The organism is Rhizobium sp. F40D2, assembly GCF_051810745.2.
GTDB lineage: Bacteria > Pseudomonadota > Alphaproteobacteria > Rhizobiales > Rhizobiaceae > Rhizobium.
In genome coordinates, this window is the sequence record NZ_CM131436.1 from 2,363,487 (window position 1) to 2,387,103 (window position 23,617).

At 61.7% G+C, this 23,617-nt stretch carries 18 protein-coding genes, 1 other RNA gene and 1 pseudogene; 8 read left to right on the plus strand and 12 right to left on the minus strand.

What is annotated here, in order from left to right; genetic code table 11:
- Nucleotides 1-80: 80 nt before the first annotated feature.
- The 6 genes from ACS4RS_RS11355 to tkt all read right to left on the minus strand — a co-directional run bounded on the left by ACS4RS_RS11355 (nucleotide 81) and on the right by tkt (nucleotide 7,488).
- Nucleotides 81-1,283: a phosphoglycerate kinase gene (locus ACS4RS_RS11355; protein ID WP_439010884.1), complete on the minus strand. Its 1,203-nt coding sequence runs from the start codon at nucleotides 1,281-1,283 to the stop codon at nucleotides 81-83.
- 69 nt (nucleotides 1,284-1,352) lie between these two features.
- Nucleotides 1,353-3,227: a potassium/proton antiporter gene (locus ACS4RS_RS11360; protein ID WP_439010883.1), complete on the minus strand. Its 1,875-nt coding sequence runs from the start codon at nucleotides 3,225-3,227 to the stop codon at nucleotides 1,353-1,355.
- 300 nt (nucleotides 3,228-3,527) lie between these two features.
- The gene (locus tag ACS4RS_RS11365; RefSeq protein WP_439010882.1) at nucleotides 3,528-3,704 is read right to left on the minus strand and encodes a hypothetical protein; all 177 of its coding nucleotides are present in this window, start codon (nucleotides 3,702-3,704) and stop codon (nucleotides 3,528-3,530) included.
- 160 nt (nucleotides 3,705-3,864) lie between these two features.
- Nucleotides 3,865-4,179: a hypothetical protein gene (locus ACS4RS_RS11370; protein ID WP_097629218.1), complete on the minus strand. Its 315-nt coding sequence runs from the start codon at nucleotides 4,177-4,179 to the stop codon at nucleotides 3,865-3,867.
- Between the two features lie 242 nt (nucleotides 4,180-4,421).
- A complete protein-coding gene (gap, locus tag ACS4RS_RS11375) occupies nucleotides 4,422-5,432 on the minus strand; it encodes a type I glyceraldehyde-3-phosphate dehydrogenase (protein WP_003590295.1) in 1,011 nt (336 codons plus the stop codon).
- Between the two features lie 82 nt (nucleotides 5,433-5,514).
- A complete protein-coding gene (tkt, locus tag ACS4RS_RS11380; protein ID WP_439010881.1) occupies nucleotides 5,515-7,488 on the minus strand; it encodes a transketolase in 1,974 nt (657 codons plus the stop codon).
- Between the two features lie 334 nt (nucleotides 7,489-7,822).
- Here tkt and ACS4RS_RS11385 point away from each other — a divergent pair, with 334 nt between their 5' ends.
- The 3 genes from ACS4RS_RS11385 (at nucleotide 7,823) to ssrS (ending at nucleotide 8,830) form a co-directional block, all read left to right on the plus strand.
- The gene (locus ACS4RS_RS11385; protein ID WP_037094330.1) at nucleotides 7,823-8,098 is read left to right on the plus strand and encodes a DUF4164 domain-containing protein; all 276 of its coding nucleotides are present in this window, start codon (nucleotides 7,823-7,825) and stop codon (nucleotides 8,096-8,098) included.
- Nucleotides 8,099-8,226: 128 nt separating this feature from the next.
- On the plus strand, nucleotides 8,227-8,604 hold the full coding sequence (locus tag ACS4RS_RS11390; protein WP_439010880.1) for a cell division protein ZapA: 378 nt from the start codon (nucleotides 8,227-8,229) through the stop codon (nucleotides 8,602-8,604).
- Nucleotides 8,605-8,671: 67 nt separating this feature from the next.
- A non-coding RNA gene (gene ssrS, locus ACS4RS_RS11395) (6S RNA) lies at nucleotides 8,672-8,830 on the plus strand.
- Between the two features lie 180 nt (nucleotides 8,831-9,010).
- Here the strand turns inward: ssrS and ACS4RS_RS11400 are convergent.
- The 3 genes from ACS4RS_RS11400 to ACS4RS_RS11410 all read right to left on the minus strand — a co-directional run bounded on the left by ACS4RS_RS11400 (nucleotide 9,011) and on the right by ACS4RS_RS11410 (nucleotide 11,767).
- Nucleotides 9,011-10,039 carry a hypothetical protein gene (locus ACS4RS_RS11400; RefSeq protein ID WP_439010879.1) on the minus strand — a complete coding sequence of 343 codons (1,029 nt, stop codon included), beginning with the start codon at nucleotides 10,037-10,039 and terminating at the stop codon, nucleotides 9,011-9,013.
- A gap of 294 nt (nucleotides 10,040-10,333) precedes the next feature.
- Complete coding sequence (locus ACS4RS_RS11405) at nucleotides 10,334-11,329, minus strand: NAD-dependent epimerase/dehydratase family protein (RefSeq protein ID WP_439010878.1); 996 nt, start codon at nucleotides 11,327-11,329, stop codon at nucleotides 10,334-10,336.
- 105 nt (nucleotides 11,330-11,434) lie between these two features.
- Nucleotides 11,435-11,767, minus strand: a complete 333-nt coding sequence (locus ACS4RS_RS11410; RefSeq protein ID WP_439010877.1) for a metalloregulator ArsR/SmtB family transcription factor — start codon at nucleotides 11,765-11,767, stop codon at nucleotides 11,435-11,437.
- A 70-nt stretch (nucleotides 11,768-11,837) separates the two neighbouring features.
- On the opposite strand from ACS4RS_RS11410, the gene ACS4RS_RS11415 reads away from it, so the two are divergent.
- The 3 genes from ACS4RS_RS11415 to ACS4RS_RS11425 all read left to right on the plus strand — a co-directional run bounded on the left by ACS4RS_RS11415 (nucleotide 11,838) and on the right by ACS4RS_RS11425 (nucleotide 16,131).
- The gene (locus ACS4RS_RS11415; RefSeq protein ID WP_179612265.1) at nucleotides 11,838-12,320 is read left to right on the plus strand and encodes an SRPBCC domain-containing protein; all 483 of its coding nucleotides are present in this window, start codon (nucleotides 11,838-11,840) and stop codon (nucleotides 12,318-12,320) included.
- A gap of 137 nt (nucleotides 12,321-12,457) precedes the next feature.
- The gene (gnd, locus tag ACS4RS_RS11420; RefSeq protein ID WP_439010876.1) at nucleotides 12,458-13,489 is read left to right on the plus strand and encodes a phosphogluconate dehydrogenase (NAD(+)-dependent, decarboxylating); all 1,032 of its coding nucleotides are present in this window, start codon (nucleotides 12,458-12,460) and stop codon (nucleotides 13,487-13,489) included.
- Between the two features lie 527 nt (nucleotides 13,490-14,016).
- Nucleotides 14,017-16,131 carry a mechanosensitive ion channel domain-containing protein gene (locus tag ACS4RS_RS11425; RefSeq protein ID WP_439011849.1) on the plus strand — a complete coding sequence of 705 codons (2,115 nt, stop codon included), beginning with the start codon at nucleotides 14,017-14,019 and terminating at the stop codon, nucleotides 16,129-16,131.
- 6 nt (nucleotides 16,132-16,137) lie between these two features.
- Here ACS4RS_RS11425 and ACS4RS_RS11430 read toward each other — a convergent pair whose 3' ends face one another.
- Entirely contained in the window at nucleotides 16,138-16,515 is a 378-nt protein-coding gene (locus ACS4RS_RS11430; protein ID WP_439010875.1) for a DoxX family membrane protein, read from the minus strand.
- Nucleotides 16,516-16,751: 236 nt separating this feature from the next.
- On the opposite strand from ACS4RS_RS11430, the gene mprF reads away from it, so the two are divergent.
- Together mprF and ACS4RS_RS11440 are read left to right on the plus strand one after the other, a co-directional pair.
- A complete protein-coding gene (gene mprF / locus ACS4RS_RS11435) occupies nucleotides 16,752-19,355 on the plus strand; it encodes a bifunctional lysylphosphatidylglycerol flippase/synthetase MprF (RefSeq protein ID WP_439010874.1) in 2,604 nt (867 codons plus the stop codon).
- Nucleotides 19,352-20,733: pseudogene (locus ACS4RS_RS11440) on the plus strand (virulence factor family protein). The gene mprF and the pseudogene ACS4RS_RS11440 overlap by 4 nt, the downstream one beginning before the upstream one ends.
- Before the next feature lie 367 nt (nucleotides 20,734-21,100).
- On the opposite strand, the gene ACS4RS_RS11445 reads toward ACS4RS_RS11440, so the two are convergent.
- Both ACS4RS_RS11445 and ACS4RS_RS11450 read right to left on the minus strand, forming a co-directional pair.
- Nucleotides 21,101-22,046, minus strand: a protein-coding gene (locus ACS4RS_RS11445; protein WP_439010873.1) for an IS630 family transposase whose coding sequence is annotated in 2 segments (ribosomal slippage) — nucleotides 21,101-21,706 and nucleotides 21,708-22,046 — 945 coding nt in all. Because the reading frame shifts where the segments join, the coding sequence is not laid out codon by codon here.
- A 388-nt stretch (nucleotides 22,047-22,434) separates the two neighbouring features.
- Nucleotides 22,435-23,610 (minus strand): IS91 family transposase, encoded by a 1,176-nt coding sequence (locus tag ACS4RS_RS11450; RefSeq protein WP_439008559.1) that lies wholly within the window; start codon nucleotides 23,608-23,610, stop codon nucleotides 22,435-22,437.
- Nucleotides 23,611-23,617: the final 7 nt, after the last annotated feature.

Genomic DNA, 23,617 nt, shown 5'->3' on the forward strand with positions numbered 1-23,617 from the left:
GCGCCTTCCGAGGCGCGAAGGCTGCTGCAACATTTTGAACGGATGCATCGGCCCGATTGTCAGGCCGATGCATGAGGCAGTTACCGAGCGGCGTTCAGGACGGCGACGCCGGGTAGCTCCTTGCCTTCCATCCATTCCAGGAAAGCGCCGCCGGCTGTGGAGACATAGGTGAAATCGTCGGCAACGCCGGCGTGGTTCAGCGCAGAAACCGTGTCGCCGCCGCCGGCAACAGAGGTGAGCTTGCCGGCTGTGGTACGCTCGGCTGCGAATTTCGCGGCGGCGACGGTTGCGGCATCGAAGGGTTGGATCTCGAAGGCGCCGAGCGGGCCGTTCCAGACGAGGGTCGAAGCGCGCTCGATCCAGGCGTTGATGGCTTGAACGGACTTCGGGCCGACATCGAGCACCATGGCATCGGCGGGAATAGCGTCGATATCGACCGTCTCGTTGGCGGCACCCGCCTTGAACTCGCGGGCAATCACGCCGTCTTCCGGCAGGATGATGGCGCAGCCGGCGGTCGCGGCCTCGATCATGATCTGCCTGGCGGTTTCGGCAAGATCATGCTCGCAGAGCGACTTGCCGACATTGGTGCCGCGGGCGGCGATGAAAGTATTGGCCATGCCGCCGCCGATGACCAGTGCATCGACCTTCTTCACCAGGTTCATCAGCAGGTCGATCTTGGTCGAGACCTTGGCGCCGCCGACGATTGCGACGACCGGGCGGGCGGGATCACCGAGGCCCTTTTCCAGTGCTTCCAGCTCGGCCTGCATGGTGCGGCCGGCATAGGCCGGCAGATGGTGAGCGAGACCCTCGGTCGAGGCATGGGCGCGATGGGCGGCGGAGAAGGCGTCATTGACATAGATATCGCCGTTGGCGGCAAGCGCCTTGGTGAAGTCGGGATCGTTCTTTTCCTCGCCCTTGTGGAAGCGGGTGTTTTCCAGAATTAGGATATCGCCGTCATTCATCGCTGCGACGGCGGAGGCGGCGGCCTCGCCGATGCAATCGGAGGCCGTCGACACGGCATGATCCAGTACTTCCTCGACCGAAGGGGCGATCAGCGACAGCGACAGATCCGGCGAAGGGCCGTCCTTCGGACGGCCGAAATGGGCCAGCAGGATCACCTTGGCGCCCTTTTCGGACAGTTCGAGGATCGTCGGCGCCACACGCTCGATGCGCGTCGTATCGGTGACCTTGCCGTCCTTGACCGGGACGTTGAGATCGACGCGGACGAGAACGCGCCTGCCGCGGATGTCGGAAAGATCGTCGAGGGTCTTGAAGGAAGGCATGGGGAGATCCAGTCTTGGTTGGCGGAAATTGCGCCGACCATAGCAAGGATCATTCGAGACGCAAGGCGTTCAGCGACCGTTTTCGTGTGTGCCTTCGTCGCGTCCGGCCGCTGCTTTCGGAGCGGCTTCGGAGGCTGCTGCTTCTCGCCTCCGGCGCCCCTTCAGCCGGTCACGGATCCTCTCGATAATGTCCTTGAGATTGATGAAGATCGGTAGCGTGATCGCCGGTTCGACTGCTTCGAGCGACATGCCGACGGAGGTCACGTGGTCGTGCTCATCGAGATCGCGGACGATCAGGATGATCGAACCGAGACGGACGCGGTCGGCATAATCGGCCTTGCCGCCGAGGCGCTGCCGCATCAATTCGGCAATTGTCAGGCCTTTTTCGGATTCGTTGAGCAGGCCGGGACCGTAGGCGGCGTCGAGATCGGCGGCGGGGCGGGCGGGCGAGAGCGCGAAGGCGCCGAAGAATTCGGCATCGTCTTCATCGACAGGCGCACGGCTGGCGAATAGGCGGTCGAGCAGGCGCGAGTAGCTCGGCACGATGAAGAGATAGACGAGATCGTTCTCGCGCAGCCGTCCGGCATATTGATAGCGCATCGATTTGCCGTCGCGGATGACGAGCGAAGGTGTGGCCCAGCGCGGAATGCGCTCACCGCGCAGCACCGGGCTATCCTTGATCACGCGGTAGGAGAGCAGTTCGTGGTTGGCAGCACCCGGCAGGTCGACCTCGACCTTGTCGACCGCGCCGATGCGGGGCGGAATGATCAGGCCGAGCTTCTTGGCGACGGGTTTGATCGTCCAGCCCTGGACGAGCAGGGAGACCAGCACGATGATGAAGGCCGTGTTGAAATAGATCTGGCCGTTTTCCAGGCCGCCGAGGATCGGCATGATGGCCAACAGAATGGAGACGGCGCCGCGCAGGCCGACCCAGGCAACGAAGCCGATCTCCTGCTGCGTGTAATCGAAGGGGAGCAGCGACAGCCAGATCGCCAGCGGCCGGGCGACGAAGATCAGGAAGAGGGCAAGCATAATGGCCGGCACGATGATCACAGGGAATTGCGACGGCGTGGCGAGCAGGCCGAGCACCAGGAACATGATTATCTGCGCCAGCCAGGTCATGCCGTCCTGGAAGCGCTTGATGGTGCCGATCGCCTGCATCTTGCGGTTTCCCGCGTAAATGCCGGCGACATAGACGGCGAGGAAGCCGCTGCCGCCGACTGCGCCGGTGAAGGAGAAGACGAGAAGGGCGAGCGCCAGCACGAAAATCGGCGTCAGACCGCGATCGGTGTCGAGCTTGCTTACGATCAGCACAATCATCATGCCACCGAGCAGGCCGAGAATGACGCCGAGCCCCATCTGCTGGACGAACATGGCGAGCATGCCGATGTTGATACCGGCGTAGTGTTCGCCGCTCGCCAGCACCTCGACAAGGGCGATGGTCAGGAAGATCGCCATCGGGTCGTTGGTGCCGGATTCGACCTCCAGCGTCGAGCGCACCTTGTCGCGGATGTTGATGCCGCCGATGCGCAGCAGGAAGAAGACAGCGGCGGCGTCTGTCGAGGCGACGATCGAGCCGAGCAGTAGACCTTCCAGCCAGGTGAAGTTCAAGAGCCACATGGCGGCGAAGGCAAAGAGCGAGGCTGTAATCAGCACGCCGACCGAGGCGAGCGCCAAAGAGGGCACGGCTGCGAGGCGGAAAGCATGCATCGGCGTGCCGAAGCCGGAATCGAACAGGATGACGGCCAGCGCGATGGAGCCGAGAATATAGGCGAGATAATTGTTGCTGAACTCGATGCCGAGGCCGTCGACGCCGGCGGCAAGGCCGATCATCAGGAAAAGCAGCAGCAGCGGGGCGCCGAACCGGAAGGCGAGCAGGCTTGAAAAAGCGGCAAGAAGCACGAGCGCCGTCGAAACCAGCACCACGATATAGAACGCTTCCATGCCCACCCCTTTCCATCGACTGCTTCACGAAAACGACCACCCCGGCCGATCCGCCTTCATCCAACTCCTCCTCATGCGCGGCGGTCCATCAGTAAACGGCAAAACGTCAGAGAAGGGTAGGCCGTGCGGCTTAACCTCGTCGCGATGCTGCATCATGCTGCTGAACGGCTGCCGGACGGCCAACCGCCACGGAATGCTACGGGAGAAATTCTCTATAAAGAATGTATAAGAAAATCAGGCGAGAGCAGGGCAAAACGGACAGGCATAGATTTTTCCTGCCGGTCCGCCGCTGCTCTGCTGTCACAACACAGCCTGAAGGATGATGATGGTGAGAAACGTGAGGCCGATGAACGCGGCAACCCAGATGACCAGACGGTTAGCCTTTGCCAGCACGGCAGGTCTGACGTCCCGCTTGGGATGAAACCGCTGTCGCCGCTTGAGGGTGGTGTGGGACGAGCGTTTTTGTGCCTCTGCCATGTATCGCCTCCACTTGGATCACCTCAGCCATTGTGCAGCGCTGCGCATATCCTCAACCTATCACGCCTGGGCAGCGGATTGCCAACCTGTTATCCAGCAGCCTTGCGAGCGGCAACGCCACACCGAACCCATGGCTTCGGTGTGGCTTTCGAAGCCGGAGTCAGTCTTCGGTGTCCTCGCCCTCATCGGTCAGATCCGCGACCGGCACGAGGAAAACGACGAATTCGTCCTCGATGGTTCTTTCGGGGTCGTCGTCGAATTCATAGGCATGCTCGACTTCGCTTGCCTCTTCGGCGGTCGCCTTGCGCAGGCTGAGCGCGGCCTTGCGGTCCCATAGGGGCTTGCCCTCGGACTCCAGGATGGTCAGGTCGTCGCGAAAGTCTTCCGCCTCGAAGAAATGCGTCGCATCCTCGCTATTTTCGGAGCGAAAGCTGGCAACGGCGCGGCCGGCGATTTCTACGGTAAAATAATCCATCCATCTCTCTCATATTGGCGACAGCGCTGCCGCACGGTATTGGCGTTCCGCGCCTGGCCGGTGGCCGACGCGGCGCGAGGAACTGGGCATTGTGGAATGTCCAGGTGCTTTATTCTAACAGATCTCATCCCGGCCATGGGCGAAAAGATACCAGTGCAGAGAAGACCGGTTTCGTTTGCGGCATGGCAACAAAAAGCGGCCCGGTTTCCCGGGCCGCTTGTCTGTCGATGCTTTAACAGCGCTCAGATGAGCTTGGCGAAAGCGACGGCCGTGTCGGACATGCGGCTGGAGAAGCCCCACTCGTTGTCGTACCAGGACAGGACGCGCACGAAGTTGCCTTCCATGACCTTGGTCTGATCGCTTGCGAAGATCGAGGAGTGGCTGTCGTGGTTGAAGTCACGCGAGACGAGCGGCTCGTCGGTGTAGCCGAGGATGCCCTTCAGCTTGCCGTTCGCAGCAGCCTGGATGGCTTCGTTGATTTCGCCGACGCTGGTCGCCTTCTTGGCGACGAACTTGAAGTCGACGACCGAAACGTTCGGGGTCGGAACGCGGATCGAGGTACCGTCGAGCTTGCCCTTCAGATGCGGCAGAACGAGGCCGACAGCCTTGGCAGCGCCGGTCGAGGTTGGGATCATCGAGAGGGCGGCGGCGCGGGCGCGATACAGGTCCTTGTGCATCGTGTCGAGCGTCGGCTGGTCGCCGGTGTAGGAGTGGATGGTCGTCATGAAGCCGTGGTCGATGCCGACAGCGTCGTCGAGAACCTTTACGACCGGCACCAGGCAGTTGGTGGTGCAGGAGGCGTTGGAGATGACCATGTGCTCCTTGGTGAGCTGGTCATGGTTGACGCCGAAGACGACGGTCAGGTCGGCACCGTCTGCAGGCGCCGAAACGATGACGCGCTTGGCGCCGGCCGTCAGGTGAGCGGCGGCCTTGTCGCGCGCCGTGAAGATGCCGGTGCATTCCATCGCGATGTCGACGCCGAGTTCGCGGTGCGGAAGCGTTGCCGGATCCTTGATCGCGGTGACCTTGATCGGCTTGCCGTTGCCGACGATGATCGTGTCACCCTCGACCTTCACGGTTGCAGGGAAACGGCCGTGGATCGAGTCGTAGCGCAGCAGATGGGCGTTGGTCTCGACCGGACCGAGATCGTTGATGGCGACGACTTCGATGTCGGTGCGGCCGGATTCGACGATAGCGCGGAGAACGTTGCGGCCGATGCGGCCGAAACCGTTGATGGCAACCTTGACTGTCATGTTCATTCACTCCCGATAGAATAGAGCCCGATAGGAAAGGGCCTGGAATTGAGGAGATGGAGAGCGCCTCAAGGCGCCCTCATTAAAGCTTTGCTTCCGCGGCCGCAACGACGGCGTCGGCAGTGATGCCGAAATGCTTGTAAACGTCCTTCACCGGGCCGGAAGCGCCGAAGCCCTTCATGCCGATGAAAGTGCCTTCCGGTCCGATGAAAGCATCCCAGCCTTCGCGGACGGCAGCTTCGACGGCGATCTTGACCGGCGAGTTGCCAAGGATTTCCTTGCGGTAGGCGTCGGGCTGCTCGAAGAACAGTTCCGTGCAGGGAACCGATACGACGCGCACCGTGACACCCTTGGCTTCAAGGGCTGCGCGGGCGGCAACGGCGATTTCGACTTCCGAGCCGGAGGCGAAGATCGTCACCTTGGCGTCGGCATTGCCGGCCAGCGTATAAGCGCCCTGTTCGCAGAGGTTCTTTTCGCTGTATTCGGTGCGGGACGCGGTGAGGTTCTGGCGCGTCAGCGCAAGGCCGGAAGGACGGTTGTGCGTCTTGACGGCGATCTGCCAGCATTCCGCTGTTTCCGTGGCGTCCGCCGGACGGAAGACCATCAGGTTCGGGATGGCGCGCAGGCCGGCGAGCTGTTCGACGGGCTGATGCGTCGGGCCGTCTTCGCCGACGCCGATCGAGTCATGCGTCAGGACGTGAATGACGCGGATGCCCATTAGCGCAGCGAGGCGGATCGGCGGGCGGCAATAATCCGAGAAGATCAGGAAGCCGCCGCTATAGGGAATGAGACCGCCATGCAGCGCAATGCCGTTAATGGCAGAGGCCATGCCGTGCTCGCGGATGCCCCAATGCATGTAACGGCCGGCGAAATCCGTCGGCGTGATCGAATGCATCTGGCTGGTCTTGGTGTTGTTCGACGGCGTCAGGTCGGCCGAGCCGCCGAGCGTTTCCGGCAGGAAGCCGTTGATGACCTCGAGCGCGTCTTCCGAAGCCTTGCGGGTGGCAACCGTGGGCTTGGTCTCGGCGAGCTTCTTCTTGTAGGCGCTGATCGCGGCATCGAAGCCTTCCGGCAGCTCGCCTGCCATACGGCGGGTGAATTCGGCCTTGGCCGGAGCCTTGGCCAGACCCTGTTCCCAGGCGTTGACGAGATCGACGGAGCGGGCGCCGGCTGCACGCCAGCTGTCCAGGACGTCCGACGGGATGACGAAGGGTTCGGATTCCCAGTTCAACGCCTTGCGGGTGGCGGCGATTTCCTCGGCGCCGAGCGGGTTGCCGTGGACCTTATGGGTGCCCTGCTTGTTGGGGGCGCCGAAGCCGATGATCGTCTTGCAGGCAATGAAAGTCGGCCGGTCGGAATTGTGGGCAGCCTCGATCGCGGCAGCGATGGCAGCCTGGTCGTGACCGTCGATCTCGATCGTGTTCCAGTGAACGGCCTTGAACCGGGCGATCTGATCGGTGGAATCCGAGAGAGATACGGCGCCGTCGATGGTGATCGAGTTGTTATCCCAGAACAGAACGAGCTTGTTTAGCTTCAGGTGGCCGGCGAGCGCGATGGCTTCGTGGCTGATACCCTCCATCAGGCAGCCGTCGCCGCAGATCGCATAGGTATAGTGATCCTGAAGATCGGCGCCGAACTCCTCGCGCAGCTTGCGCTCGGCAATCGCCATGCCGACGGAATTGGCAATGCCCTGGCCGAGCGGGCCGGTGGTCGTTTCGATGCCGGTAGCGTGACCATATTCCGGATGGCCGGCAGTCTTCGAGCCGAGTTGGCGGAACTGCTTCAGATCTTCGACCGTCATGTCGGGATAGCCGGTCAGATACAGCAGCGAATAAAGCAGCATCGAGCCGTGGCCGGCCGAGAGCACGAAGCGATCGCGGTTCGGCCAATGCGGCTTCTTCGGATCGAACTTCAGATATTTGGTGAACAGGACCGTTGCCACATCGGCCATGCCCATCGGCATGCCCGGGTGGCCGGAGTTCGCTTTTTCGACGGCGTCCATGGCGAGGAAACGGATCGCATTCGCCATCCGGTCATGTTGTTCGGGAGAGGTCATGGCTTTTCCGCAAGTTCCGGGTGTCGGGGGATGGCCTCGAGCCTCCAAGACCATCGAGTGAAAGCGGCAGACACATAGCAGTTGGCGCTGGCAAGTCAATAAATGGGACGCCAAATCCGGGCGGGTCGCGGCGATTTTTGACATTTGATCGCGCGATTGTACAAAAGACAAATCTTGTGTGGTGAGGATATCTAAAACGCTCATCCACAAGATAGGCCGGTGGGCAGGTGACAGGATTTATTGACGGGCCGTCGGCGAGCTGCATATCCTTTTTGAAATCGCAGGACCGGCGCGGCGTGCCGATTCGCGGATCCTGCGCGGGAATCGGGAAGGCATGATGCCCACAGGCAAAACCATGGAAGCAGCGCTCAACGAATTGAGACAGGCGATTTCGAGCCTCGAAAACGCCGTCGATATGCGCGTCGAGCGGGAGCGCGAGCAGGGCGAGATCGAGGGCGAGGTGCGGCGCGTGCACGCCGATCGCTCCCGGTTGGCGCAGGAGCTCGATCAGGCCGAATTCCGCGCCAACCGGCTTGAGGAAGTCAACCGCGAGGTATCGCGGCGGCTGGTGACTGCCATGGAAACGATCCGCGCGGTTCTGGATCGCTAGAACAGGATGATTTCCGGCCAAGTTGGCCCAAAATCTGAATCCTGTTCTCATTGAAAGAGTTAGAGCATGATGTTGTCGGAAAACCGCTCACACTTTTCGGCATCATGCTCTTATGGAAAGAGTTTGGCATGGCGCAGGTGACGGTAACGATCGACGGCAAAGCCTATCGCATGGCCTGCGAGGAAGGGCAGGAGGATCACCTGACCGATCTCGCCACCCGTTTCGACCGCTATGTCGGCCATCTCAAGGGGCAGTTCGGGGAAATCGGCGATCTCAGGATCACGGTCATGGCCGGTATCATGATCATGGACGAGATTGCCGAGCTGACGCGCCGCGTCGCCGGGCTGGAATCCGAACTCGAATCCTTGCGCGGCAACCGCGACACGGTGCTTGCCGCCACCGCCCGCACCGAGGAGAATTTGGCGGCGGCGCTCAGCGAGGTTTCAACCCGCATTCGCGGTATCACCGACAAGCTGAACGGACGTCCCGCCCCCGAACTCAATTGATCTTCAATTAAATGAGGACGAGTTGCGGCCACTGGCGCGTCAGCGCAAACGACCTTATATATCGCGATGCGGTCTGCGCCTCTCGACAGGAACCACAATCCCTGGGGCCATACTCGATCCAAAGGGAGCTGTCCCTGGCCAGGCCCGTGGGCCTGGACACACGGCGCCCACCTACGTTTGTAGGCACCCAGGATCGTAAACATCCATCGGTGGTCGTGGATCGCACCTTCCCTTCTATCTTAAGCGAAGACGCCGGACCGACCGGGCGAAGGCGGCTACAGTGCCGCGCGTCTTTTTAGAGGCGCAAAGGACGCTGTAGCACTTTGAATGGCTGCATATTTTATCCTTAGATCGATGCCGATTTAAGGAATTATGCAGAGGGGCGTCCGCCCTTCGTCGAGTGCGGCTATTTCCTCAAACCGGGAAGGGTGACCTGGAAGACCTGGAACATGGTGTCGACGTCGGCGCCGCCGTCCGCCTTGTAAGCTGCGCCCACCTGGAAACCATCCTGCGTCAGGAAGTCGTTGTCATTGGCGACGAACAGGAAATAGTCGTCCGGCAGGTTCGGATCGAGAACGCTCGCAAGACCTATGGCTTCCCATTTTTCCGACAGGTTGTTCTTGTCGTTCGGTGCGCCGTTGTGCAGCCCGAAGCGGGCTAACTCGGCCTTGTCGTTAATATCGATGAAAGGCGTCAGCGTCGCCGGCGTCAACGAAGGATCGACGACGCCCTTCGGCGCGATCGGTTTGTCGGCATCGAAATCGCTGCCGGCGATATCGGTTGCACCGGAGAGATCGACGATGTTGATCTTGCGGTAGAGCGAAGTGTCGCCCTTCAGGCCCTGACCGTTGCCGCTGTCGCGGGCAAGCATCAGGAAGCTCTTGTCGGAAAGGGCGACGATTTCGCTCTCTGCCGCGACCACCGTCTTGTCCTTGGCATCCTTGAAGACCGGCAGCGGCACGACATATTCGTGCACCAGTTTCAGGTGATCGGAATCGGCGGCGTCATAGATCATGGCGCGGGTGTTCTGGCGGGTCGAGCCGGAATCGCCGCCGTCCTTGCCGGCCTCAGGTGTCGCACCCGGAGCGGTCGGCGTCAGGCCGATCGCAATGGTGTTCAGGCGCGGCCGATAGTCGACGGTGCCGACGGCGTTATAACCACGGTCGGGCAACAGGTAGAGCGTGCCCTTGTAGCCGGCGCCATCGCGGCTCCAGTCGGCGGAATCGATTGCCATGCCGGAGCCGGAGCCGAAAGTTTCACCGAATTTGTCGCGCTGATTGGCCGGGATGCGGCCGATGCCGACCAAGCCCTTGTTGGCGAAGGTATGGCCGCCGACGGCGGCGGAATTCTCCGCACTTGCTGCGGCCGGAATGGCGGCGGATGCCGCGAGAACCGCAGCAAACAGCCGCGATGCGTATGGTCTGACGTTCTTCATGAAATTCCCTCTCGGTCAAAGCGCTCCTGCAACGGTTTCCGCCCGGAGGCTGGACACCGCTTCAAATGACACCCTCGGCCTTGGGATCGATCCGCAGACAGAACTCGTCCTGGATCTCGTTCCCCATATCCCCGGCTAACGGTCTAGGATGGGATCGTGATATCTGGATGACGCTCCTACCGCGCCGCGCGTCTGAAAAGACGCGCAAAGAACGCTGTAGCACTTTTGAATAGCTGCATAATTTTATCCTTAAATCGGTTCCGATTTAGGGAATTATGCGGGAGAGCCTGCAATTCAGGCCGTTGCCTGATCGACCGGATAAGGTCCTTCGGTGAAGACCTCGTCGTGGTAGCCCTTGGAGCCGACATCGAGCGCCAGCGGGCTGCGCCATTCCTTGTTGTCGCTGAGGCAATCGAGCACGAAGCGGTAATCGTAGTGCGGCTCCCAGCCGAGTTCCCGCCTTGCGAGGGCGTTGACATAGACGCGGTCGAGGGTCGGGAACATACTCCAGCCGCGCTCGGCATAGAGGGCACCGGCACCTGGAAACAACCGTTCGACGGCGGCAGGCGCGTCGCGCCTGATCTCAGCGAGATCGTCCGACGTAAATGGCGTCGTGGCCGAGATGATGTAGCGGCCGAAGCCGATTGCCGGCGCCTTATCGAGCGCCAGCAGATGAGCGCCGACCACATCGGCGATGTCAACGCGGCGGTGAAGAAACTCGTTTGCTTGTACATTCTCTGCCGAATAGCCGCCGCGAATATCAGGAGCGTCGTCACTTTCGGGAAAGAAACGCGAGGTCCTGAGAATGACGATCGGCAGGAGGGATTTGCGGGCGAAAAGTTCACACAGGCCTTCGGCGGCGAATTTCGTCACGCCGTAGATGTTTTTGGCAACCGGCAGCACCTCCTCGGTGATCCATGCGGCCGGCTGGCCGGCGGCCGGCGTCAATGCCGCACCGAAGGTGCTGGTGGTGCTGGTGAAGACGAAACTTGCAACGTCCGCGGCGACCGCCTCTTCGAGCAGGTTCAGCGTGCCGCCGACATTGGTGTCGAGGAAATCGCGATTGCCATGAGTCGCCACATGCGGCTTGTGCAGCGTCGCGGCATGGACGACGTGGCGGATGTCCGACATCGCCTGTCTGACGAAGGTGCGATCGCCGATCGAGCCGACCATGTCGGTAAAAGCCGACGGCTTGACATCGATGCCGCGCGCCGGCCGGCCTTGTCCTCTCAGGGTGCGCATCAGCGCCTCGCCGAGATGGCCGGCGCTTCCCGTCACCAGTATCGTCATCGCACCGCCTCTTCAGTGTTTCGGCGCCGGAGGCTATAAAGGCCGGGATTTCCAGGCAACGCATAAATTATGCACGGGGGTGCAGGAAAGCTGCAGGCCGGATTGTTATTCCGCCTGGCCTTCGAGATCGCTTTTCAACCGGTCGAGGATCGATAGAGCATGCCCGGCATAGGCACTGATCCAGCGGTCATGGATGTGCTTGATCGGCAGGCTGTTCAGGTGGTTCCAGCGTTCGCGGCCCTCCTTCCTGGCGATGACCAGATCGGCGTCCTCCAGCACCTTCAGATGCTGCATCACCGTGCAGCGGTCCATCTGCGGAAACATCTCGCAAAGCGCCCCTGTGGTGCGCGGGCCATCCTTGAGCAGGTCGAGGATTTCGCGGCGGCGATGATGCGCCAGCGCCTTGAAAACGGGGTCGTCGGTCGATTCGCTTGACATGTTATATTTTTATAACATAATAGCGCCGAGCATAATGGAAACAGACATAATGGAGAAGAGGAGGAGGACCATGTCTCTCGGAATCCGCGTTTCCGGCCGTATCGGCCGTCCCGTCGCAGAGGTATTCGACGCCGTCGTCAACCCGAAGAAGCTCAGCAGCTATTTCACCACGATCGGCGGGGCGAGCGCGCCGCTCGTCAAGGGCACCACGGTGACCTGGTGGAAGGACGCCCAGGTGGAGGTCGTCGAACTCGTGCCGGAAAGTCGCATCGTGCTCAGCTGGGATGGCGGCACCGGCGACGACAAGAAGACCTATAAAACTTCGGTGGAGATGAACTTCAAGCCGCTGGAGGATGGCGGCACGCTGGTGACCATCGCCGAGACCGGCTGGCGTGAGGACGATGCCGGCCGGCGCGGCACCTATCTCAACTGTGAAGGCTGGACGCAGATGCTCTGCTGCATGAAGGCTTTCGTCGAATACGGCATCAATCTGCGCGAGGGCATGTTTCTCAGCGAAATGAAGGGAGAGCCGGCCAGCGCGCCGGATGCCTGACCGGTAAGTCGGCCTCAAGCAGATCGGCGGCGTAATCGTCGCATTCGCCAAGAGGAGCGAGACTTCGCTTGCCTGTCACACTGCGGGTGCTAGTTTCCGGATTCGACACTTCATTTCGATTTCCAGGAGATTTCATTATGCAGCTTGGCATGGTTGGTTTGGGCCGCATGGGCAATTACATGGTCCAGCGCCTGATGCGGGGCGGCCACGAATGCGTCGTCTACGACGCCAGGCCGGAAAGCGTTGCCGAACTCGCAGGCCTCGGTGCGACCGGCAGCGCTTCGCTCGAAGAGTTTGTCTCGAAGCTCTCGCATCCGCGGGCGATCTGGCTGATGCTGCCGGCGGCGATCGTCGACAAGGTGCTGGGGAGCCTGGTGCCGCTGCTTGAGAATGGCGACATCGTCATCGACGGGGGCAACTCCTATTACCACGACGATATTCGCCGCGGCGCCGACCTTATCACCAAGGGCATCCACTATGTCGATGTCGGCACCAGCGGCGGCGTGTTCGGCCTGGAGCGCGGATACTGCCTGATGATCGGCGGTGAGAAGGGCACCGTTCAGCACCTTTCGCCGATTTTCGCAACACTCGCACCCGGCGCCGGTGCAACGGAAGCCTCGCCGAACCGCACCGCGGAAGCGGCTGCGGCGAGCACCGCCGAACAGGGCTACCTGCATTGCGGCCCGCATGGCGCCGGCCATTTCGTCAAGATGGTGCATAACGGCATCGAATACGGTCTCATGGCCGCCTATGCCGAGGGCATCAACATTCTGAAACACGCTAATATCGGCGCTGCCTCGCATGAGGCCGACGCGGAAACCGCGCCGCTCGCCCATCCTGAACATTTTCAATACGACTTCAATCTGCAGGACGTCGCCGAAGTCTGGCGCCGCGGTAGCGTCATCACCTCTTGGCTGCTCGATCTCACGGCCGATGCACTGCATGCCGATCCGGCGCTGGCGAAATATGCCGGCCGAGTCTCTGACAGCGGCGAAGGCCGCTGGACGATCATGGCGGCAATCGACGAAAGCGTGCCGACGCCGGTGCTGAGTGCTGCGCTCTACGGCCGCTTCTCCTCGCGCGACAACGACGAATTCGCCAACAAGGTTCTGTCGGCGATGCGCGCGGGCTTTGGCGGTCACGTGGAAAAGCCGGCCCCGAAATCCTGAAGGCCAGAGGCTTTCGGCGCCATCCGGACAAGGAGGCGCCTTCCCTCCCTAGAGCCTTTGCTGGTCAGATTGAAGCATTCTGCCGGAGCAGGTTTTCGTCAGGGCAGAGGCGATTGGCGACGGGCATACCCCCAGGTACGTCCGAGCCGATCGCCTCTGATCCTGGCTAGAGATGCCCGGCCCACCGGCCGCACCGCTTCGTCACGGCGAAGCGATAAGTGCGTTCGGCGGTTCCTAAGTCTTGCAGATTTGCCAGGCAAATCTGCGGGAGGGTTGGCTGAAACGGGCCGGCTGATCGACCGGCCGGCTTGGCCGTAGAGCCGGGCTACGACGCGCGCCGGCCGGTCGACCATCCGACTCCGTTTGAGCCAACAAAATGCTTCAATCTGACCAGCAAAGGCTCTAGCCATCAGTATGGGTTTCCTACCGCTTGCTGGCGGCTGCTGTCGCGAGTATCCATTGCCGAAAGGGAAATGTCGGGGCTGCTTCGTCCAAGTGGCCGACACTCCATTGGAGGGCGGGCGGTGATGGAGCGTGACGCGGCAGGGGGCTTGAAGGCCGCCATATCAGGAATACTGGCACTCATCGTGCTACTTGGGGTGATTTCGCCAAGCTTTGCCCAGACGTCGCCGGCGCAAGCGCCGGCCGCGGCAAGTCCGCCGGCCGAAGTGCGCGAGATGATGGAACTCATGCAGAAACCCGAAGTCAAGCAGTGGATGTCGGCTCAGATGGCGGCAGCACCTGCGGGCGGCTCCGCGGCTGCGGATCAGATGTCGGTGCTGTCAGGCCTGCTGCAGCATGCCCGCCGGCACGTCGCGATGGTCTCAGATGCGGCAATGACGCTGCCCTTTCAGATCGGCAATGCGTCTTCGCTGTTCTTCGGTGAAATCGCCGCGAACGGCTGGCCGCGCATGGTGGCGCAGTTCCTGGCCGTCTTTCTGCTCGGCGCGATTGTAGAGAGCATTGCCCGTTATGCTTTCCGCCGCCGCCGTCGTCGACTGGCCGAGATGGCCGGCATGCATCTGGCGCCGCGGGTGATACCGGCGCTGATCTTCGCGGCGGCAACGGTGCTTGCGCTTCTGAGCCTCGCTTGGCCGCCGCTCAGCCAGAGTATCGCGATCGTCTGCGTCGTCGCGCTCATCGTCCAACGCTTCACCATCTGCCTCGGCGGTGTGCTGGTCGATCTCATCGGGCTGGCGCGGACCGAGGAAGAACGGCGGGGCATTACCGCTCCCACCATGCCGGGGCGTGTCGTTGCACTCTTCTGGTACCGCCGCTGCGCAACCTTCGTCATCTATTTCATGCTTGGCTGGGCGGCGATCCAGTCGATGGAGCCGCTTGGCTATTCCCCAAGCGCGCGGCTCCTCATCGGCTACATCCTCGGTATCGGCCTGTTGCTGATTGCGATCGAGGCGGTCTGGTCGCGACCGCACAAGGACGAGAAGCGCGGTCACGGGACGTCCTGGGCGCTCACCGTTTATTTCCTGTTGCTCTGGAGCCTTTGGGTCGCAGGCTTCAACTGGCTGCTCTGGCTCGGCATCTATGTGCTGCTGCTGCCGCGCGTGCTTGCGGTTTCGACGATTTCGGTGAAATCGCTGCAGCAGACCGAAGCGAGCTTCCTGGCGACGCGCCGCATTGCCACCGTGCTTCTCGACCGGGGTGTGCGGGCACTGATCATTGCCGTCGCCGCCATCTGGCTTGGGCATATGCTCGGCGTCGGCGCCGATACGATGGCCGCCGGCGAGACGATGGTGGACAAGATCGCGCGCGGCGTCATCGGCGGCATCGTCATCCTGCTTGCCGCCGATCTGCTCTGGCACGTCATCAAAGCCTATATCGACGGCAAGCTGCTCGATTCTTCCGTGGATGGCGGAGCAACGGATGAGGAGAGGGCCAGACGCGCACGGATACAGACACTGCTTCCGATCTTCCGCAATATCCTGGCCGTCGTCATTGCCGTCATCGCCGCATTGATGGTGCTCTCCGGCCTCGGCATCGAGATTGGGCCGCTGATCGCCGGCGCCGGCGTCGTCGGCGTCGCTGTCGGCTTCGGCGCGCAGACGATCGTCAAGGATGTCATCAGCGGCATGTTCTATCTTTGGGACGATGCTTTCCGTATCGGCGAATATATCGAAAGCGGTAGCCACAAGGGCGTGGTCGAGGCTTTCAGCCTGCGTTCAGTAAAGCTCCGGCATCATCGCGGGCCGCTGACGACCGTGCCGTTCGGCGAACTCGGCGCGGTGAAGAATCTCAACCGCGACTGGACTATCGACAAGATCAGCCTCAACGTTAAATACGACACCGATCTCGTCAAGGCGAAGAAGGTGATCAAGCAGATCGGCCAGACGCTGCTCGACAATCCGGAATTCGGGCCTCATATCATCGAGACGCTAAAGATGAAGGGTGTCGAGCAGTTCGGGGAATTCGCGATCGAAATCCGGCTGTCGATGATGACGAAGCCCGGCGAACAATTCGTCATCCGCCGCAATGCGCTGGCGATGATCCGCAACGCCTTCAAGGAAAACGGCATCGAATTCGCCGTGCCGACAGTGCAGGTGGCGGGTGATCGCGATGCGGAGGTGGATGCTGCCGTGGCGCGCTACGCCGCCCATGCGCGGGCGAATGGCGAACCGGCGGCATAAGCCGCTTCACATCGGGCCGGCGGCGGCGATCAGCAGGCCGCCGATGATCGCCATGTTGGTTTTCCAGGTATTGATCGCGCTTTCGCGGGCCGTTCCCTGCATATCCCAGAAATTCAGCAGCATGACGGTGGCGGCAAGGGTGAAGAGGATGAGACCGAATGCCGCTGCCGTCACGCAGAGCCCCAGTATCAGCAGCGTTTCGGCCAGGATCTGGAACATGCTGCCGGAGAGCAGCGCCCATTTCGCAAAGGGGATGCCGCGGGCTTCGATCGCATCGGTCAGCGGCACGATGACGAAAAAATGATGAATGCCGCCAGCGACATAGAGGCCGCCCAGCAGGAGACGGCCGAGGGCGATCATCATCAGGGCCGGACCATTCTGCATATCGAACCGTTCTCCTGTGTCTCAAATCGCCGCCGCGGATAAAGCTCCTCCGAAGCTTACGAAAATGCAATGCGCCGTTACGCTCGCCTGCGCAAATTCGCCCCAATTGAGAGTGATGGAGGCGCAAGCGGCGGGCTGGGGTTGCGGCGGCATGTCTTCATAGAGCTTGTATGCCTCTCATGTTACGTCTCTCAAAAATGATTCCCGCCGAGCTGGCAATTGCAGCAGGATAAGAGATGTCGGGTCACGACAATTTGAAAGAGATGGAAGACGCGGAGCGATTTTCTTTTCGCGGGCTGTTCAGACGTTACAGGACACCGCTGACGGCAGCGGCGACACTCGTGGTCTTCTGCCTCGTCGGCTATGCGATCATGCAGCTCACCAACGAAGTGCGCTATGACGATGTCGTCGATGCGCTGGCGGCGACCAGGCCGAGCGCCATCCTGCTTGCCCTGTTCTTCACGGCACTCAGCTTTCTCTCCCTGGTTTTCTACGATCTCAACGCCATCGAATATATCGGCAAGAAGCTGCCCTTTCCACATGTGGCGCTGACCGCCTTCAGCGCCTATGCGGTTGGCAATACCGCTGGCTTCGGCGCGCTTTCGGGTGGCGCGATCCGCTACCGCGCCTATACGCGCCTCGGACTTTCGCCCGAAGATATCGGCCGCATCATCGCCTTCGTCACGCTTTCCTTCGGTCTCGGGCTTGCGGGAGTCGGGGCGATCGCTCTCATCATCATCGCCGACGAGATCGGCCCGCTGATCGGCGTCAGCGCCTTCCTGCTGCGGTTGATCGCCGGCTCGATCGTCGCCATTCTGGGCGCGGTGATGATCATCGGCCGCGACGGGCGCGTACTCGATCTCGGCCCTGTGGCAATCCGCCTGCCGGATTCGCGCACCTGGTCGCGGCAGTTCCTCGTCACCGCCTTCGATATCGCCGCCTCGGCGTCCGTGCTTTACGTGCTGCTGCCGCAAACGGCCATCGGCTGGCCGGTCTTCCTGGCCGTCTATGCGATCGCCGTCGGTCTCGGCGTACTCAGCCACGTTCCGGCCGGGCTCGGCGTGTTCGAGACCGTGATTATTGCCTCGCTCGGCAGCGCGGTGAACATCGATGCAGTGCTCGGATCGCTGGTGCTCTACCGGCTGATCTATCATGTGCTGCCGCTGCTGATCGCCGTGCTTGCGGTCTCGGCGACAGAGCTGCGCCGTTTCGTCGACCATCCGGCCGCCTCCAGCGTCCGGCGCATCGGCGGACGGCTGATGCCGCAGCTGTTGTCGGCGCTTGCGCTGCTGCTCGGCGTCATGCTGATATTTTCGAGCGTCACGCCGACGCCGGACCAGAACCTCGAATTCCTCTCCAACTATCTGCCGCTGCCGATGGTGGAAGGGGCGCATTTCCTTTCCAGCCTGCTCGGGCTCGCGCTCGTCGTCGCTGCGCGCGGCCTTGGCCAGCGGCTCGACGGCGCCTGGTGGGTGGCGGTATTTTCGGCCCTCGCCGCACTGACTTTGTCGCTCATGAAAGCGATCGCGCTCGTCGAAGCCGCCTTTCTTGCCTTCCTCATCTTCGGGCTGTTCGTCAGCCGGCGGCTCTTTACCCGCCATGCCTCGCTGCTCAATCAAGCGCTGACGGCGTCCTGGCTGATGGCGATCGCGGTCATCGTCGTCGGCGCCGTCGTCATCCTGCTCTTCGTCTATCGCGATGTCGAATACAGCAACCAGCTCTGGTGGCAGTTCGAGTTTACCGCCGAAGCGCCGCGGGGCTTACGCGCCGTGCTCGGCATCACCATCATCTCGTCGGCGATCGCTATCTTCAGCCTGCTGCGGCCGGCGACCTTCCGGCCGGAACCGGCGACGGAGGAGGCGCTGGCACGTGCCGTGGAGATCGTCGGCAAGCAGGGCAATGCCGACGCCAATCTGGTGCGCATGGGCGACAAGAGCATCATGTTCTCGGAAAAGGGTGATGCCTTCATCATGTACGGCCGGCAGGGCCGCTCGTGGATCGCGCTGTTCGACCCGGTCGGCGAACATCGCGCCGGGCAGGAACTCGTCTGGCGTTTCGTCGAAGCAGCGCGCGCCGCCGGCTGCCGCGCGGTGTTCTATCAGATCTCGCCGTCGCTGCTTTCCCATTGCGCCGATGCCGGCCTTCGCGCCTTCAAGCTCGGCGAACTGGCAGTGACCGACCTTAGAACCTTCGAGATGAAGGGCGGCAAATGGGCGAACCTTCGCCAGACCGCGAGCCGCGCCCAGCGCGACGGGCTGGAATTTGCCGTCGTCGAACCTGAGGACGTGCCCTCGGTTATCGATGATCTCTCCGCCGTTTCGACGGCCTGGCTCGAGCATCACAATGCCAAGGAAAAGGGATTTTCACTCGGCGCCTTCGATCCCGATTACGTCTCTTCCCAGCCGGTCGGCATCCTGAAAAAGGACGGCAGGATCGTCGCCTTCGCCAATATCCTCGTCACCGAATCCAGGCAGGAGGGCACGATCGATCTCATGCGCTTCTCGCCGGACGCGCCGAAGGGCTCGATGGACTTTCTCTTCGTGCAGATCATGGAATATCTGCGCGGCCAGGGTTTCACCCACTTCAATCTCGGCATGGCGCCTCTCTCCGGCATGTCGAAACGCGAGGCGGCGCCCGTCTGGGACCGCATCGGCAGCACCGTTTTCGAACACGGCGAGCGCTTCTACAACTTCAAAGGCCTTCGGGCATTCAAATCAAAATTTCATCCGCACTGGCAACCGCGCTATCTTGCGGTCTCCGGAGGGGGCAATCCGATGATCGCGTTGATGGACGCGACATTTCTGATCGGGGGCGGAGTGAAAGGGGTAGTGAGAAAATGATCAGGACAATCCTACTTGCCACGGCATGCGCCTGCATGCTCGCGGCCGCATCGGCTGATGCCGCCGAGGAGACCACGCAGAGCTTCGAAACGGGGCTCATCCCGTCGCCGCACATCTTCCTGCCGGAAGGAGAGGTGAAGGGCACGGTAATGCTGATCTCGGATGCCGCCGGCTGGGGCGACTATGAGAAGGCGGAGGCCGACAGGCTGGTCGCCGAAGGCGCCGTCGTCATCGGCGTCGACTTTCCCTCCTATATCCAGGCGCTCGACCGCTACGACGTCAGCCTCAATGACGGCTGTCTCTACATGGTTTCGGATATCGAATCGCTGAGCCAGCAGGTGCAGCGTGCGACCGGCAACAATGCCTATCACCTGCCGATCGTCGCCGGTATCGGCGAGGGCGGAGCCTTGGCGCTGGCGATCGCCGCGCAGACGCCGGATGCTACGATCGGCCAGACGCTTGCCGTCGATCCGCTCGCCGGAATTCCCCTTGCCAAGGAGCTTTGCACACCGGCGTCCAAGAAAGTCGTCGGGCAACGCACGGTGTATGGCCTCAGCGAGGGGCCCTACCGGATCCTGTTGTATCAGTCTTCACGCCCAAGGCTGACAAGGACGGCCGGGCGCATGTCGAGGCACTGAAGAAGACCCATGCCGCGATCGAAATTCGCGATTCCACCGACGACGCGCAGACGGTGTTTGCCGATACGCTTGACGATCTCGTCACCGCCTCCGGCGCCTTCGGCAATCCGCTCGGACTGCCGCTGGCGATCCTGGAGGCGACGCCCGCCCTCGATACGATGGCGGTAATCTATTCCGGCGACGGCGGCTGGCGCGACATCGACAAGGAGGTCGGCGGCACGCTGCAGAAGGAAGGCATTCCGGTCGTCGGCGTCGATTCGCTTCACTATTTCTGGTCGGAGCGCAAGCCGGAGGAGACGGCCGCCGATCTTTCGAAGATCATCGATTTCTACCGGAAGCAGTGGAAGGTAAGGCATGTGCTGCTCGTCGGTTATTCCTTCGGCGCCGACGTCGTGCCCGCCACCTATCAGCTCCTCAAACCGGCCGAAAAGTCGGCGGTGGCGCAATTGTCGCTGCTGTCGCTCTCGCACCAGGTCGACTACGTCATCTCCGTTCTCGGATGGCTCGGCCAGAAGACGGAAGGGGCTGGAGGCGATCCCGTCGCCGATCTGAAGAATATCGATCCAAAACTCGTGCAATGCATCTACGGCAAGGACGACGATGACGATGTCGCCTGTCCGGCGGTGAAGGATAGCGGCGCCGAGGTCATCGAACTGCCCGGCGACCATCACTTCGACGAGAATTACGATCTTCTCACCAAGACGATCATCGACGGGCTGAAAAAGCGGCTGCAGAATTAGAGCCTTTCCTGGTCAGCTTGAAGCATTCTGCCGGAGCAGATTTTCGTCAGGGCAGAGGCGATTGGCGAAGGGCATACCCCTTGGTACGTCCGAGCCGATCGCCTCTGATCCTGGCGCAAAGATGCCCGGCCCACCGGCCGCACCGCTTCGCCACGGCGAAGCGATAAGTGCGTCCGGCGATTCCTAAGTCTCGCAGATTTGCCAGGCAAATCTGCGGGAGGGTTGGCTGAAACGGGCCGGCTGATCGACCGGCCGGCTTGGCCGTAGAGCCGGGCTACGACGCGCGCCGGCCGGTCGACCATCCGACTCCGTTTGAGCCAACAGAATGCTTCAATCTGACCAGGAAAGGCTCTAGAGCGGGATGATTTTACGTCCGTTCATATCCGGCTTCCTTGAAGTAGTTTAGGCACTCTTTTGGCGAGACGGGCTGGAGGATAGCTGCAAGCGCGTCGTCGATGGCGTTGCGGGTTCTGGCTTGTGCCTGTCGCAGCCCGTGTTTGATCTTGGCGAAGAGCTTCTCGATCGGATTGAGATCTGGGGAGTATTGCGGCAGAAAGAATAGTCGGGCGCCGGCCCTGCGGATGGCGACCCGGATCGCCTTGGCTTTATGCGAGCCGAGATTGTCCATCACGACGATGTCGCCAGGTTTGAGTTCTGGCACCAGCACCTTTTCAACGTAGATGAGAAAGCGTTCGGCGTTGATGGGGCCATCAATGATCCATGGTGCGCTGACGCGGTCGGTTCGAAGCGCGGCGATGAAGGTCATCGTATTCCAATGGCCGAAAGGAGCTTTGCCCAAGAGCCGCTCGCCACGCGGCGCCCAGCCTCTGAGCGGCGCCATGTTCGTCTTCGTCCAGGTTTCGTCGATGAAGAGAAGGCGGGCCGGATCGATGCGATGGCGATGCTTCAGCCAGCGCGCCCGCCTGGCGGCGACGTCGGGTCGCTCCCGATCGCTGGCGACCAGCGTCTTTTTTATAACTCAGCCCTTCATCCTGGACGAAGGCCCAGACGGACCGGTAATCCACGTCCAGACCCCGCTCCGCCAATTCCGCGACCAGCCCACGCAGCGTGAACGCACTCGCGCGGCAGCGTTCGACAAGCCATTCCCGGTGGCCACCGCAGATTGCCCGCGGCTTGTGGCCGCCCATCTGGCCGGGTGCTGCGCTGCCCGTTGCGTGGAACCGCCGCACCCAATCGATCGCGGTGCTGATGCCAATGCCGAACCGTTTGGCCGCAGCCCGGCACGACAGCCCCTCCTGCGTCACCGCCCCGACAACACGCTCTCGCAGATCATTCGAAAAAGGTCTCGCCATCCAGACCGGCCTCCTTACCGGCCAGAAGGGTGAATCTGATTTGTGTCCAAAAGGGAAATCTGGAGGGTTCTGTGAGGTCCGGGCGCTGTGCGTGCGGCATTCACTGATCGGACCTCATTGAAGCCGGATTGAGCGAAGGCGCGGGTTGTTTGGCGCTATGGGGATTTAGCCGAAGCGGTGGATGGCGTTTTGCAGGGTTGAGCCTTGCCGGAGCCCGTGGACAGGTATGGAAGGAGATTCTTGCCGGTATTTGCGGTGTCTTTGACGCGCCTGTCGGCTGGTTTGCATCGACCGAAACGTCGCTCGGGCACGATTGGCCAAAGCACTCGCACCGCGGCTCTTCGGCATGCCGACGCTGATCGTTGCAATGATGGCGCGCGTGGTATGATCATGAACTGTCGTTCCATGCTGGCCGACGTACCGGCTGGAGCGGGGTCCACGCGCCGATGATCGTCATGGTTCCGCCGCAACAGGAGCAGCGGTGCAGCAAAGGTGGTGGCTTTGTGTCCGGTTCTTCGACCGGGTGTTCCGGCGGCGGGACGTCGAGCAGGCTTCGGCACAGGTCCAGCTTCAGTTGCCGATGGCCATTGGCAAGCAGGCCATAATGACGAATGCGGTGAAAGCCGTCCGGAACGGTGTGAAGCAGGAAACGGCGGATGAACTCGTGGGCATCGAGCGTCATTACCTTTTGCCTGCCGCCCGTTCGATAGTCCTTCCATCGGAATGTGACTCGATCGCCATCGATGCTGACGAGGCGGGAATTGGAGATGGCAATGCGATGGGTATAGCGCCCGAGATAGGCCAGCACCTGTTCGGGTCCGGCAAATGGCGGCTTGGCATAGACCACCCAGGCGACACGCCGCGTTTCTTTGACAATGTGATTGAACGCCGCCGGATTGGCCAGGCCGGCGATATCGCCAAAGAACCGAAGCTGGTCCAGGTCGTAGGCCTGCTTCAGCTCTTCAAGAAACAACCGCCTGAACAGGGATGACAGAACGCGCACGGGCAGGAAGAAGTTTGCCCGGCAGGGAACCCAACGGGACTGGTCCGCCGACAATCCGCCGCCCGGCACGATGCAGTGGATATGAGGGTGAAAATGGAGGTTCTGTCCCCAGGAGTGCAGCACCGCGATGAAGCCGATCTCTGCACCCAGATGCCTGGGATCGGCAGCAAGTTTGCGCAACGTCTCGGCGACGGCGCGAAACAGGATCGTGTAAACGGCATGTTTGTTCTGGAAGGCAATTGCGGCGATCTGCTGCGGTAGGGTGAAGACCACGTGGAAATAGCCGACAGGCAGAAGGTCGGCCTGTCGGGCAGCAAGCCAGTCACGGCTCGCCTGTCCCTGGCACTTTGGGCAATGCCGGTTGCGACAGGAATTATAGGCGATGCGGAACGCCGCGCAGTCCTGACATTGCTGGACATGCCCGCCCAGGCGAGCGGTCCGGCACATCTCGACCGCACTCATGACCCGGCGTTCGACACGCCCGAGATGGGTGTCGTGGGCTTGACGATATCTTTCCCCGTGGCGGCGAAAAATATCCGCCACCTCCAGTCCCGCCGCCATGGCGAAA

Bases quoted from the DNA above. Each gene is read 5' to 3' on its own strand.
- ACS4RS_RS11355 (WP_439010884.1), bottom strand. From the start codon at position 1,283: ATGCCTTCCTTCAAGACCCTCGACGATCTTTCCGACATCCGCGGCAGG.
- ACS4RS_RS11430 (WP_439010875.1), bottom strand. From the start codon at position 16,515: ATGCAGAATGGTCCGGCCCTGATGATGATCGCCCTCGGCCGTCTCCTG.
- ACS4RS_RS11415 (WP_179612265.1), top strand. From the start codon at position 11,838: ATGTCTCTCGGAATCCGCGTTTCCGGCCGTATCGGCCGTCCCGTCGCA.
- ACS4RS_RS11410 (WP_439010877.1), bottom strand. From the start codon at position 11,767: ATGTCAAGCGAATCGACCGACGACCCCGTTTTCAAGGCGCTGGCGCAT.
- ACS4RS_RS11400 (WP_439010879.1), bottom strand. From the start codon at position 10,039: ATGAAGAACGTCAGACCATACGCATCGCGGCTGTTTGCTGCGGTTCTC.
- ACS4RS_RS11405 (WP_439010878.1), bottom strand. From the start codon at position 11,329: ATGACGATACTGGTGACGGGAAGCGCCGGCCATCTCGGCGAGGCGCTG.
- tkt (WP_439010881.1), bottom strand. From the start codon at position 7,488: ATGACCTCTCCCGAACAACATGACCGGATGGCGAATGCGATCCGTTTC.
- ACS4RS_RS11360 (WP_439010883.1), bottom strand. From the start codon at position 3,227: ATGGAAGCGTTCTATATCGTGGTGCTGGTTTCGACGGCGCTCGTGCTT.
- gnd (WP_439010876.1), top strand. From the start codon at position 12,458: ATGCAGCTTGGCATGGTTGGTTTGGGCCGCATGGGCAATTACATGGTC.
- ACS4RS_RS11385 (WP_037094330.1), top strand. From the start codon at position 7,823: ATGATGCCCACAGGCAAAACCATGGAAGCAGCGCTCAACGAATTGAGA.
- ACS4RS_RS11450 (WP_439008559.1), bottom strand. From the start codon at position 23,610: ATGGCGGCGGGACTGGAGGTGGCGGATATTTTTCGCCGCCACGGGGAA.
- mprF (WP_439010874.1), top strand. From the start codon at position 16,752: ATGTCGGGTCACGACAATTTGAAAGAGATGGAAGACGCGGAGCGATTT.
- ACS4RS_RS11390 (WP_439010880.1), top strand. From the start codon at position 8,227: ATGGCGCAGGTGACGGTAACGATCGACGGCAAAGCCTATCGCATGGCC.
- ACS4RS_RS11425 (WP_439011849.1), top strand. From the start codon at position 14,017: ATGGAGCGTGACGCGGCAGGGGGCTTGAAGGCCGCCATATCAGGAATA.
- ACS4RS_RS11370 (WP_097629218.1), bottom strand. From the start codon at position 4,179: ATGGATTATTTTACCGTAGAAATCGCCGGCCGCGCCGTTGCCAGCTTT.
- ACS4RS_RS11365 (WP_439010882.1), bottom strand. From the start codon at position 3,704: ATGGCAGAGGCACAAAAACGCTCGTCCCACACCACCCTCAAGCGGCGA.
- gap (WP_003590295.1), bottom strand. From the start codon at position 5,432: ATGACAGTCAAGGTTGCCATCAACGGTTTCGGCCGCATCGGCCGCAAC.